Consider the following 12,329-nt stretch of genomic DNA (forward strand, 5'->3'; position numbering starts at 1 on the left):
ATAGCTAGCACTCTAAGGAGACGGGGGTCACATGCGTGGGGATTCTGTGACGCGGCGATTTGGGCACGGGGATTTCCTGCGGTTCCGCGGGGCGGCGGGCGGCACCATGGCCTGCTGCGTGGCGAATTTGGCCATACCCATTATGTTTCCCCCAAGGGTTGCCGACCTTGGCTGGATCCCGTACGTCCGGGATCGGTGGCCATTGTGTTTGCTTTGAAGACGACCGATCTGATCCATCTGAGCAAGGAGCCTGAAAAATGAGAAACAAGTCCCTGAAGCTTGCGCTGGCGGCGAGTGCCGTCCTTGCACTTGCTGCTTGTTCGGCCTCCCCGGGCGGTGGCGGCGGCGAGGCCGTCAAGCCCAACTTCGAACTGACTGCCAATACCCCGGCTCCGTCCGGCGAGCTGGACAAGCTCACCTGGGCGACGTACGCCGAACCGTTCTCGCTGGATTACGTCTACGCCTTTGACTACGCGGACAACCAGATTCTTTCCAATGTGTGTGAATCCCTGGTTCGCCTGAATGACGACATGTCGATTTCCCCGGGTCTGGCGTCGAAGTATGAGAACCCGACGCCGACAACCTGGGTCTACACCATTCGCGAGGGCGTGAAGTTCCACGACGGAACCACGCTCACCGCCGACGACGTGGTGGCCTCGATGGAGCGGCACCTTGACCCGAAGGTCGGTTCCTTCTGGTTCTCGGTTTACGACAGGGTAAAGAGCATCGAGAAGACCGGCGACAATGAAGTCACCGTGACCAGCAAGGTCCCGAACGCGCTCTTCAATGAATCGATGTCCGGCGCCGCCGGTGTCATCGGTTCGGCTGCGACCTTCAAGAAGCTCGGTGCCGACTACGGCAACTCCACCGGTGGCGTGAACTGCACCGGGCCGTTCCAGTTCAAGAAGTGGCAAAGCGGCGAAAAGATCAGCCTCACCCGCTTCGACGACTACTGGGACAAGGACCTGAAGGCCAAGGCCAAGGAGCTTGACTTCGTGATCATGACCGACCCCGTGGCACGCGTCAACGCCATGAAGTCGGGCGAGGTCGATGGCAGCTGGCTGGTTCCCACCAACGCCGTGGGCGAGCTCAATGCCTCGGGGGCTGGCGACGTCTTCTTCGGGCTGAACACCAGCGTGAACTCCCTGGTGGTTTCCAACCCCGATGGACCGTTGGGCAACCCGGAGGTTCGCAAGGCGCTGTTGATGGCCATTGACCGCACGGGCTTGGCCCAGGCTGCCGAATCCGGGTTTGCCAAGCGGACCAACTCGTTGACCAGCGAATCGGTGTGGAACCGAGCCGACCAGGCAACAAAGGACGCGGCGTTCAAGGAGCTTGTCGACTACCCCTACGATGTCGAGGCCGCTGCCAAGATCATCAAGGAACAGGGCGTGGAGGGCCAGGAGCTCACGTTGACCACGGCTCCCATGGGCGTCAGCTTCTCCGTTGTCGCACAGGCCACCGCGGCCGCGGCCGAGTCGATCGGCCTGAAGATGAAGATCAACACGGTGACCCCCGGCGCCTACACCGCGCTCTTCTCCGATCCCGAGGCCCGCAAGGGCACCGACCTGTACATGACCAGCTGGTACCTTTCGATCGGCGACCCCCAGGAGATGTTCAGCATCCTTCGCACCGGCGACTTCGCCAACTATGGCAAGTGGTCCGACCCGAAATTCGACAAGGTCGTCAATGAAGGGCTGCAGACCATGGACCCGAAGGAGCGGTTCACCAAGTCGCTTGAGGCCCAAAAGATCGTCAATGCCGAACTGCCGTGGCTACCGCTTTACGAGAACACGAACGTCATGTGGATGAACAAGAAGATCACCGGCGCTTCGCCGTCGATCAACTTCATGTACTTCCCGTGGGCGGCGAAGATCGGCGCGAAGTAACCACGAGCCGAACTGCCCGGATGGGTAGTCCACGCATCAAATGAAGAAGCTTCTCGGTCCGAAACGGATATCGGGCCGGGAAGCTTTTTCGTCGCCCGGCCATGGGTGCCGGGTCTCCTGTCGGTGGGGCCTTCGGGCAGCGTTGCCTCACGCTGTGCCTCACGCTCCCGGCGGGTCGATGGGCGGCCGGGCCATGCGGGCAGGACGCCTATGGGGCCGCTGCCTTTGCCGCGGCGATGATCTGCTTGACGCCGGCGAGGAAGATTTTCCGCTGCTCAAGGGCCAGAATGTGGTCGCGGCTCGAGGCGGCCAGCGGGTGGTGCGTAGGCTCCGCCAGCATGGGGCCCGCAAACCATTCGTAGGATCCGCCGCCCGCGGTGTCGCCCTGGTCCCGGGCCAACCCGGCGGCCCCGGCAAGGACGTAGGAGCCAAAGATCGCGTACTGCTCGGCCGCGGCCCGGCCGTTCAGGCCCGCTTCGGAGAAGCAGGAGAGCATGAGTTCCATGCTGTCCAGCTCGCCGGGCCCGCCGGTGGTCAACGACGTCGCCGACACCCCGATGGCGGGGTACTCCAGAAAGGTATCGAGGGTCGACGTCGCGAATTCGACCAGGCGCCCCTCCCATGCCGTTGCGCGGCCGGTCATTCTGGCGAGGGCCATCTGGTAGACCCTGTCGAGCAGTTCCTGCAGGAGACTCTCCTTGCTTTGGAAATGCCGGTAGATCGCCGTCGGATCAACATCGAGCTCGTTCCCCAGATCGCGGTAGGTCAACGACAACGAGTGCGGACGCGAGGCGATGCGCAGTGCCGCATCGATAAAAACGTCGCGGTCAAGCGGGGCCTTGGTGCCCCTTGCCTTTGACGATCCGCCTGCCACGCGGGCCTCCGTTCTTCCCGTTGCTGACGGGCCTTGGTGGTTTCTCCATCAACCCTACATTCAATGATGACAACTGATCTGTCAACAGCATTGACAGGCGCGTTGACCTCCCATAGTGTTCTACCCAACAGACTATGGAGATGAGGGTCACACATGCAGGAAATCGCGGAGGTCGCATTCCACCGGGGCAGTGTCTTTACCGGTTCCGGGGAACCACTCACGGGACAGGTGGTGCTTGTCCGCGACGGCCGCATCGCGGCCGTCGTGCCCGAAAACGAGCTTGAGGCGCACATCGGACCCGGCACCGAAATCATCGATCTGGACGGCGCCCTGTTGCTGCCCGGTTTCCAGGACTCGCACATCCACCCGACCGGTGGAGGCACCGAACTGCTCCAGTGCAGCCTGACCGAGGCCGACAATGCCGAGGAAGCGGTCGCGCTCGTCGCCGCCTACGCCGCGGCAAACCCCGAGGTCGCATGGATCCAGGGTGCCGGCTGGTCCATGGACCACTACGAGGGTGGCGCACCGCTGGCCTCGCTCATCGACGCCGTTGTCCCCGACCGCCCGGTCTCGTTGACCAGTCGCGACCACCACTCCATATGGGTCAACAGCGCCGCATTCCGCGCCGCCGGCCTGGACGCAAACACCCCGGACCCCTCCGACGGACGCATCGAGCGCCTGGCCGACGGCTCGCCGGCAGGTACCCTGCACGAGGGGGCCATGGGCCTGGTTGAAGCGCACGCCCCGGCTGCCACCGTCGACCTTCTGGTGGCCGGGCTGGCCCGCGCCCAGGAGGAACTGATCGCCCAGGGCATTACCGGCTGGCAGGACGCCATGGTCGGCGCAGGTGCCGGCATCCCCGATCCCAAGGACGCCTACTACCGCCTGATCGCCGACGGCCGGCTGAAGGTCCGCGTCCGCGGCGCCCAGTGGTGGAAGCGCGACCAAGGCCTGGAACAGGTCGAGAAGATGATCGAGGCCCGTGCCGAGGCCGAGGCGCTGGGCCTGCCCGACCGGTTCAACCTGGGCACCGTGAAGATCATGGTCGACGGCATTGCCGAGAACTTCACGGCCGCCATGATCGAGCCCTACCGCGACAAGTGCGGCCACAGCACCCACAACAAGGGGCTGTCCTTCATCTCCACCGAGGACCTGGCCACCTATGTGACCGCCCTTGACGCCGCCGGCTTCCAGGTGCATTTCCATGCGCTGGGCGACCGTGCGGTGCGCGATGCGCTGGACGCACTCGAAGCCGCCCGAGCCGCCAACGGACCGAGCAAGCAGCGCCACCACCTGGCCCACCTGCAGGTCGTGTCCGAGGTCGACGCGGCACGCTTCGCCGACCTCGATGCCGTGGCAAACCTCCAGCCGCTCTGGGCCTGCCACGAGGACCAGCTGGACACGCTGACCCTGCCGTTCATGCCCGAATCCGCCCAAGACCGCCAGTACCCGTTCGGCGACCTGTTCAACGGCGGCGCCAAGCTCGCCGCCGGCAGCGACTGGCCCGTCTCCAGCGCCGACCCGATCGCCGGGTCGCACATCGCCGTGAACCGCATCTCCCCGCAAAACGACAGCGTTCCCCTCGGCGGTGAAAAGCAGCGCCTGGACCTGTCCACGATCCTTGCCGCCTACACCTCCGGCACCGCGTTCGTGAACCACCGCGACGACGTCACCGGGCACATCGCCCCGGGCTACTACGCCGACCTCGCGGTCGTTTCCCCCAACCCCTTCGAGGTCCCGGCGCAGGAGATCCACCGCAGCCGTGTCGTCTCCACCTGGATCGACGGTGAATGCGTCTACGCAGCAGCCGATGTCCCCGTTTCATCCAAGTAAGGCCCTGAAGAACATGATTAAGAAGCCTCTCAAACTCGCGTTCGCGGCAAGCGCCGTCCTGGCTCTTGCCGCCTGCTCGGCCTCCCCGGGCGAGGCCGGAACCAACGCGGCGAAGCCCAGCTTCGACCTCACCGCGAACACCCCGGCCCCGTCCGGCGAACTCGACAAGCTGACCTGGTCCCTCTACGCCGAGCCTTACTCGCTGGACTACGCCTACGCCTTCGATTACGCCGACAACCAGGTCCTGGCCAACGTCTGTGAATCGCTGCTGCGCCTGAATGCAGACATGAGCGTCTCCCCGGGCTTGGCCACCAAGTTCGAGAACCCGACCCCGACCACCTGGGTGTACACCATTCGCGAGGGCGTGAAGTTCCACGACGGAACCACGATGACCGCGGACGACGTCGCTTACTCAATGAACCGCCATCTGGACCCGGCCGTTGGTTCGTTCTGGTACGCGGCCTACTCCAACGTCAAGGACATCAAGAAGACCGGCGACCACCAGGTCACCGTGACAACCAAGGCTCCGGACGCCTTGTTCAATGAAACAATGTCCGGTGCCGCGGGCGTCATCGAATCGGCGGCAACCCTGAAAAAATCCGGGCGCGACTACGGAAACTCCACCGGCGGCGTGAACTGCACGGGCCCGTTCGAGTTCAAGGGCTGGCAGAGCGGCGAGAACATCAGCCTCGCCCGCTTCGACGGCTACTGGGACAAGAAGCTCTCGGCCAAGGCCAAGGAGCTCGAATTTGTCATCCAAACCGATCCCGTGGCCCGCACCAACGCCCTGAAGTCCGGCGAGGTCGACGGCGGCTGGCTGCTTCCGCCCAATGCCATCGGCGAATTGAACGCCTCCGGTGCCGGCAAGGTCTTCTTCGGCCTCAACTCCTCGGTGAGCAACCTGGTTGTCTCCAACTCGGAGGGCCCGCTGGGCAACCCGGAGGTCCGCAAGGCCCTGATGATGGCCATTGACCGCAACGGTCTGGCACAGGCCGCAGAAGCCGGCTACGCCACCCGGACCAACTCGCTGACCGCCGAATCCGTCTGGGGATCGGCAGATGCCGCAACCAGGGAAGCGGCGTTCAAGGACCTGGTCGACTACCCCTATGACATCGAGGCCGCCGCCAAGATCATCCAGGAACAGGGTGTCTCTGGCCAGGAAATCACCATCACCACCGCGCCAATGGGCAACGCCTTTGCGGTGGTGGCCCAGGCGACCGCCGCCGCGGCGGAGTCGATCGGTCTGAAGGCCACGATCAACACGGTGACCCCGAGCGCGTACACCTCGCTCTTCTCGGATCCGGCGGCCCGCGAGGGAACCGACCTGTTCTACACCAACTGGTACCTCTCCACCGCGAACCCGCTGGAGATGTTCAGTATCCTGCGCACCGGGGACTTCTCCAACTACGGCAACTGGTCCAACCCGGAGTTCGACAAGACTACGAACGCCGGACTGCAGAACACCGACCCGGCCAAGAGCATGGCCAAAGCGGTCGAAGCGCAAAAGATTGCCAACAAGGAACTTCCCTGGTTGCCGCTCTATGAGAGCCCGACCAATATCTGGATGAACAACAAGATCACGGGTGCCTCACCGTCGGTGAACTACCTGTACTACCCATGGGCGGCCCAAATTGGCGCAAAATAACCTCGCCGTGGCGACCCCGCCGGCGCCCGGGGGTACCAGCCTCCGGCGCCCGGGCCTCGCGGCGCTGAAGCTCGCGGCCGGCAAGATCGGCGCATTCCTCTTCACCGTGTTCGTTTCCTCGGTGATCGTGTTCTTCTCCCGCTGGCTGGTGCCAGGGGACCCGGTCAGCTTCCTGCTGCGCGGGCGAAGCCCCAACCCGGAGGCGATCGCGGAAGTCACCGCCATCTACGGCTTGGACAAGCCCCCGTTGGAGCAATACTGGCACTGGATCACCGGCGTGCTGCAGGGCGACTTCGGCCGCTCGTTGCAGTACCGCCAGGACGTCACCGACGTGATCCTGAACCGCCTGCCCGTCACGCTGGGCCTGGTGGTCATGGCCGGGTTGATGATCGGCTTGCTTGGCCTGACGGCAGGCATCACCGCCTCGCTGTTGCGCGGCAGCTGGGCCGACCGCGCCATCGTGGCGTCCATGTCGGCGCTGGCGGCCATCCCGTCCTTCGTGGGCGCCATCGTCCTGGTCGCGGTCTTCGCGGTGCAGCTTGGCATCTTCCCCTCCTTCGGATCGGGAACCGGGTTCTGGGACATGGTCTACCACCTGGTCCTTCCCTCGCTGGCGCTGGCACTGTCCTTCATCGCCGTGGTGGGCCGCGTGACGCGCTCGGCCATGGTGGAGGAATTCTCCCGCGAGCACGTCGAGGTCGCCCGTTCCCGCGGGATCACCCCGGTGGCTGTGGTGACCCGCCACGTGCTGCGCAACGCCACCGGCCCGATCCTCACCGTCAGCGGCCTGCTGGTTGCCGGCCTGCTGGTGTCCTCCTCGATCGTGGAGCAGGCCTTCGGCCTGGCCGGACTGGGATCCCTGCTGGTTGCCTCCGTGGACCGTCTGGACTTCCCCGTGGTGCAGGCGATCGTGCTGATCGTCGTCACCGCATTCGTAGCCATCAACACCCTGGTTGACCTCCTGGGGCCCGTTATCGATCCACGCCTCAAGGCGGGGGAGGGAGCACGATGACCATCCAAGTTGCTCCGCGTTTGCCGATCAAACGCCTGTCGCTGAAAAACCGTCGGTGGGGGCTGATCCTCGCCACGGCATTCCTGGTGATCGTCGTGGTCTCCGCCGTCTTTGCCCCGCTGCTGGCACCATACCCGCCCGCGGCAGTGGACCTGTTGCGGGTCAACTCCGGGCCGACGCCCCAGCACTGGCTGGGCACCGACGCTCTGGGTCGCGACATCTTCTCGCGCATGATCCATGGCTCGCGCACCGCGCTTGCCGGCCCGGCCTTCGTGGTCCTGCTTTCCTCGATCCTTGGCCTGCTGATCGGCCTGTGGGCCGGCTGGGCCGGCGGCATGGTCGATGCGATCATCAGCCGCGTCTTCGACATCGTGCTGGCCTTCCCGGGCCTGCTGCTGGCAATCCTCGCGGTTGCCCTCTTCGGCAAGGGGCTGATCGCCCCGGTCCTGGCGATGTCCATCGCGTACACCCCGTACATCGGCCGGCTGACCCGCCAATTGGTGGCCACGGAAAAGAACCGCCAGTACGTCTCGGCCTACAAGGTGCAGGGATTCTCCGCGCCATGGATCGCCACCCGCGCCGTCATGCCCAACGTATTGGGTGTCGTCGGATCGCAGACCACACAGAACTTCGGTTACGTCTTGGTTGAACTTGCGGCCTTGTCCTTCCTGGGACTTGGCATCCAGGCGCCACAGGCCGACTGGGGCAACATGATCAACGAAGGCCAGACCGCATTGGTCAGCGGCAACTTCATGCCGGCAATCATCCCGTCGGTGGCCGTGGTGCTCGTCGTCGTGGCCGTGAACACCGTTGGCGGCTGGCTTTCGGACAAGCTGGGAGATCCCTTCGCATGAACCTCTTAAACATCAGTGACCTGAGCATAGAGATCAACCAGCCCACGGGCTCGACCCTGCTGCTGGACAAGGTGTCCCTGCACATCGCGCGCGGCGAGACCGTGGCGTTGGTTGGCGAATCGGGGTCCGGAAAGTCGTTGACCGCCCGTGCCGTGTTGGGCCTGCTGCCCTCCTCGGCCGACGTCACCGGGGAAATCGACCTCGAGGGCGTCCAGGTGCTCAAGGCCTCCCCGGCCGAGCTGCGCACCATGCGCCGCACCCGCGCCGCCATGGTCTTCCAGGACCCGCGCTCGTCCATCAACCCGGTGCGCACCCTCGGCGCCCACCTGATCGAACCGATGATGCAGGTGCCGGGTGCCGACAAGGCCGCGCTCGAGGCGCGAGCCGTGGAATTGCTCGGATCCATGGGGTTGAGCAATCCCGAGGCCCGCATGAAGCAGTACCCGCACGAATTCTCCGGCGGCATGCTGCAGCGCGTCATGATCGCCGGCGCGTTGATGAACGACCCGGAACTGCTGATCTGTGACGAATCGACCACCGCCCTGGATGTCACCACCCAGGCAGCGGTGATCCAGCTGCTCTCCAACGCGGTGCGCGAGCGCTCCATGGGCATGCTTTTCATCACCCACGACCTGGCCCTGGCCGCGTCCATTGCCGACCGCACCTACGTGCTGCGCCACGGCGTGGTCCAGGAGCACGGCGAGACCCGCCAGGTCTTCGAACGCCCCGTCTCGGATTACACCAAGCAGCTGGTTGCGGCAACGCCCAGCATGCAGGGTGCCCCGAAGACCGGCGCGCACCGTACGGAGTCCACCGAGGCCCCCGTGCTGAGCGTGGACAACGTCTCCAAGACCTACCACATCCACGGGCAGCCGCCGGTGGAGGCGCTGAAGTCCGTATCGCTGGCCATTCCGGCCGGCGGCGGCCTGGCGATCGTTGGCGAGTCGGGGTCCGGCAAGTCGACCCTGGGTCGCATCGTGGCCGGCCTGGAACACGCCGACAGCGGCGAGATGACCATGGTCGGTGGCGGGGTCACGGGCGGCAGCGCCAAGGAACGCCGGCTGAAGACGGCCTCGCGCGTCCAGATGGTGTTCCAGGACCCCTACCAGTCCCTGGATTCCCGGCTCACCCCGGCCAAGGCACTGGAAACGGTCCTGAAGCTGCACTACAAGCTCGATGCCAGGGCCATGAAGGCCCGCATCAAGGAACTGCTTGAATCCGTGGGCCTTGAGGAAAAGCACGCGAATCTCTACCCGCGCAAGCTTTCCGGCGGCCAGCGCCAGCGCGTCGCCATCGCCAAGGCCATGGCCCTGAGCCCCCGCCTGCTGGTGCTCGACGAGGCAACCAGCGCACTGGACGTGTCGGTCCAGGCGCAGGTGCTTGAGCTGGTCAACAAGCTGCGCAAGGAAAGCGGCGTCGCGGTGCTGTTCATCAGCCACGACCTGGCCATCGTCGGGGAAATCTGCGACGAGCTGCTGGTGGTCCAAAACGGCGCCATCGTGGAGAGCGGCCCGACCGGCGCGGTGCTGAACAACCCGCAGCACCCCTACACCCAGACCCTGCTGGCCTCGGTGCCTCGCCCGCGTTGGGAAACCACCGGCGGCCATGGCGTCAACGACCAGGACCCGCTCGACGGGGACCTGGAGCCGGCGCAGAACAACAGTCTCTAGAGAAACAGGCAATGACTACATCAAAACCGACGTTCTTCGAGAACGCCGAAAAAACCATCGACCCGGCACTGTGCGCCGCATCGTTGCGCGACACCAAGCGGGCCGTGTACTGGCTCGATTCCCCGTTGCGTCCCGGCATCCGCGAACCGCTGCGCGCCTCCGTAACCGCAGACCTGCTGGTCGTCGGCGGCGGCTACACCGGGCTGTGGACCGCACTGCAGGCCAAGGAACGCAACCCGGAAACCGACGTGGTGCTCCTCGAGGCCGGCTGGGTCGGTTCCGAGGCCTCGGGCCGCAACGGCGGTTTCTGCGAGGCCTCGCTGGTCCACGGCGAATCCAACGGCGAGCAGCACCTGCCCAAGGAAAACGCCCGGCTGACCGAGCTCGGCAACGAGAACCTTGCCGAGCTGATCGAGACCATCGAACGCTACGGCATCGAATGCGACCTGTACCGCGAGGGCGCGCTGGCCGTCGCCACCGAACCGCACCAGGACGCCTGGCTGCGCGAGGAAGCCGACGGCGAGGACACGGTCTACCTGGACCGCGAAGAGACCTCGAAGATGATCAAGTCCGACGCCTTCATCTCGGGTGCGTGGAGCCGCGGCGACACCGTCCTGGTGAACCCGGCGAAGCTGGCCTGGGGCCTGCTTGCCGCCTGCGAAAAGCTCGGCGTGCGCATCTTCGAGCAGTCCAAGGTCACCGAGATCGAGGAAAACGGCGGAAAGATCGTCGCCAAGACTGCCATCGGCCAGGTTGTCGCCTCCAAGGTCGCCCTGGCCACCAACGTCTTCCCGTCGCTGCTCAAGCGCAACGCGCTGATGACCGTCCCTGTCTACGACTACGTGCTGGTCACCGAGCCGTTGACCGAGGCGCAGCGCGAAGCCATCGGCTGGGAAACCCTGCACGGGCTCGTGGACCTGAACAACCGCTTCCACTACTCGCGCCCGATCGTCGACGAGAACGGCGATTTCCGCATCCTCTACGGCGGCTTCGACGCCATCTACCGCTTCGGCGGCAAGGTCAACCCCGAGTACTACGACAGCGAGACCACGTACAGGAAGCTTGCCGCGCACTTCTTCGCCACCTTCCCGGAACTGCAGGACCTGAAGTTCTCGCACGCCTGGGGCGGCGCGATCGACTCCTGCAGCCGCTTCTTCGCATTCTTCGACCTGGCCTACAAGGGCAAGGTCGCCTACTGCGCGGGCTTCACCGGCCTGGGCGTCGGTGCCTCGCGCTTCGGCGCCAAGGTCATGCTGGACCTGCTCGAGGGCAAGGACAACGAGCTGACCAACCTTGAAATGGTCAAGAAGAAGCCGCTGCCCTTCCCTCCGGAACCGGCAGCCTGGATCGGCGTCAAGATGATGACGACCGCCCTGGCCCGCGCCGACCGCCGCGGGGGCGAGCGCGGACTGTTCCTGAAAACCATGGACGCCGTGGGCATGGGGTTCGACTCGTGAGTATCATCGAAAACATGAATATGACCAGTTTCAACAACCCCACACTCCATGCACCCTCCGCGGTGCTGGAACACGAGCTCGTTCCGGCGGACCAGTCGGTTGCCGGAGATCCCACCACCGCCGCCGAGCGGCTCGGGGAGATCTTCGGCGTGGAATTCGGCCTCTGGGAAATGAGCGCCGGAATCATGACCGATGTCGAGGCGGAGGAACTCTTTGTGGTGCTCAGCGGTTCCGCCACCGTGCAGATCCACGCGGCCAACGGGTTTGCCGCGGACGTGCTGAAGCTCGAGCCGGGAACCGTCTGCCGCCTCAGCGAGGGCATGCGCACCACCTGGATCCTGGATGCACCGCTGCGCAAGCTGTACCTGACGCAGGCTTAGCGAACAACCAAAGCTGAGGCGGTGACCGAGGGATTTGAACCCTCGGTCACCGCCTTTTGGCAAGGCGCCGGAATCCCTTCCTTCACCAGAAATCGAAGCCGCCTTTTGGCTCGCCCCAAGAGACCACACGCAAGGAATAGTGGTACCATATCTAGTACAACTAGGAGGAAGTCGTGGCGATAACAACGAGCGAAGCGCGACGTGACCTTTTCGGCCTCATCGAGCGGGTCAATCTCGATCACACTGAGGTTGAGATCATGTCGAAGCGTGGATCTGCCGTGCTGATGTCGAAGGATGAGTACGACGCGCTGGTGGAAACGAGCTACCTGCTGCGCTCACCCAAGAACGCGCAGCGACTGCTCTCTGCTCTTGAGTCCGCTCGTGAAGGCCAGGTTGTCGAGCGTGGGCTCGTAGAACCTTGAGCGGACGCATTCTCGCTTGGGCGGCTGAAGCGTGGGAAGACTACCTGTACTGGCAAAGTCAGGACCGCAAAACGCTCAAGCGAATCAACACCCTCATTGAGGACATCCTTCGGGATGACCCTTTCGACGGAATCGGAAAACCGGAGCCGTTGAAACATGCATTAGCCGGCGTCTGGTCTCGTCGAATCGACGAGGCCAACAGGCTTGTTTACATTGCAAACGATCACTACGTGACGATCCTGCAAGCCCGCTATCACTACTGACCTTATCTAACCTCGCAATACTTTGGCGGT

At 64.5% G+C, this 12,329-nt stretch carries 11 protein-coding genes and 1 tRNA gene; 10 read left to right on the forward strand and 2 right to left on the reverse strand.

The genetic code is table 11. The features are described 5' to 3' along the window. The first annotated feature begins 257 nt into the window (after positions 1-257). Positions 258-1,889: an ABC transporter substrate-binding protein gene (locus ACIQLF_RS02050; protein WP_400293927.1), complete on the forward strand. Its 1,632-nt coding sequence runs from the start codon at positions 258-260 to the stop codon at positions 1,887-1,889. A 208-nt stretch (positions 1,890-2,097) separates the two neighbouring features. Here ACIQLF_RS02050 and ACIQLF_RS02055 read toward each other — a convergent pair whose 3' ends face one another. After that, complete coding sequence (locus tag ACIQLF_RS02055) at positions 2,098-2,763, reverse strand: TetR/AcrR family transcriptional regulator (protein ID WP_400293928.1); 666 nt, start codon at positions 2,761-2,763, stop codon at positions 2,098-2,100. 153 nt (positions 2,764-2,916) lie between these two features. On the opposite strand from ACIQLF_RS02055, the gene ACIQLF_RS02060 reads away from it, so the two are divergent. Genes ACIQLF_RS02060 through ACIQLF_RS02090 form a run of 7 tightly spaced genes read left to right on the forward strand, consistent with a single transcriptional unit; the run spans position 2,917 to position 11,614 of the window. Beyond that, positions 2,917-4,596 (forward strand): amidohydrolase, encoded by a 1,680-nt coding sequence (locus tag ACIQLF_RS02060; RefSeq protein WP_400293929.1) that lies wholly within the window; start codon positions 2,917-2,919, stop codon positions 4,594-4,596. 13 nt (positions 4,597-4,609) lie between these two features. Further along, entirely contained in the window at positions 4,610-6,241 is a 1,632-nt protein-coding gene (locus tag ACIQLF_RS02065) for an ABC transporter substrate-binding protein (protein WP_400293930.1), read from the forward strand. Positions 6,242-6,248: 7 nt separating this feature from the next. Beyond that, positions 6,249-7,253 (forward strand): ABC transporter permease, encoded by a 1,005-nt coding sequence (locus tag ACIQLF_RS02070; RefSeq protein WP_400293931.1) that lies wholly within the window; start codon positions 6,249-6,251, stop codon positions 7,251-7,253. Further along, positions 7,250-8,107: an ABC transporter permease gene (locus tag ACIQLF_RS02075; protein WP_400293932.1), complete on the forward strand. Its 858-nt coding sequence runs from the start codon at positions 7,250-7,252 to the stop codon at positions 8,105-8,107. Before ACIQLF_RS02070 ends, ACIQLF_RS02075 begins: the two co-directional genes overlap by 4 nt. After that, a complete protein-coding gene (locus tag ACIQLF_RS02080) occupies positions 8,104-9,777 on the forward strand; it encodes a dipeptide ABC transporter ATP-binding protein (protein WP_400293933.1) in 1,674 nt (557 codons plus the stop codon). Before ACIQLF_RS02075 ends, ACIQLF_RS02080 begins: the two co-directional genes overlap by 4 nt. Positions 9,778-9,788: 11 nt before the next feature. After that, positions 9,789-11,234, forward strand: coding sequence for an NAD(P)/FAD-dependent oxidoreductase (locus tag ACIQLF_RS02085; protein WP_400293934.1), 1,446 nt, complete (start codon positions 9,789-9,791; stop codon positions 11,232-11,234). A gap of 14 nt (positions 11,235-11,248) precedes the next feature. Further along, a complete protein-coding gene (locus ACIQLF_RS02090; protein ID WP_400293935.1) occupies positions 11,249-11,614 on the forward strand; it encodes a cupin domain-containing protein in 366 nt (121 codons plus the stop codon). A 19-nt stretch (positions 11,615-11,633) separates the two neighbouring features. Here ACIQLF_RS02090 and ACIQLF_RS02095 read toward each other — a convergent pair. Then, positions 11,634-11,701: transfer RNA gene (locus ACIQLF_RS02095), tRNA-OTHER, on the reverse strand. A gap of 86 nt (positions 11,702-11,787) precedes the next feature. Here ACIQLF_RS02095 and ACIQLF_RS02100 point away from each other — a divergent pair. Further along, positions 11,788-12,036, forward strand: coding sequence for a type II toxin-antitoxin system Phd/YefM family antitoxin (locus ACIQLF_RS02100; protein ID WP_400293936.1), 249 nt, complete (start codon positions 11,788-11,790; stop codon positions 12,034-12,036). Further along, the gene (locus tag ACIQLF_RS02105; protein ID WP_400293937.1) at positions 12,033-12,299 is read left to right on the forward strand and encodes a Txe/YoeB family addiction module toxin; all 267 of its coding nucleotides are present in this window, start codon (positions 12,033-12,035) and stop codon (positions 12,297-12,299) included. Before ACIQLF_RS02100 ends, ACIQLF_RS02105 begins: the two co-directional genes overlap by 4 nt. Positions 12,300-12,329 lie beyond the last annotated feature (30 nt).

Origin of the sequence: Paeniglutamicibacter sp. NPDC091659, from assembly GCF_044756805.1 — a bacterium.
GTDB lineage: Bacteria > Actinomycetota > Actinomycetes > Actinomycetales > Micrococcaceae > Paeniglutamicibacter.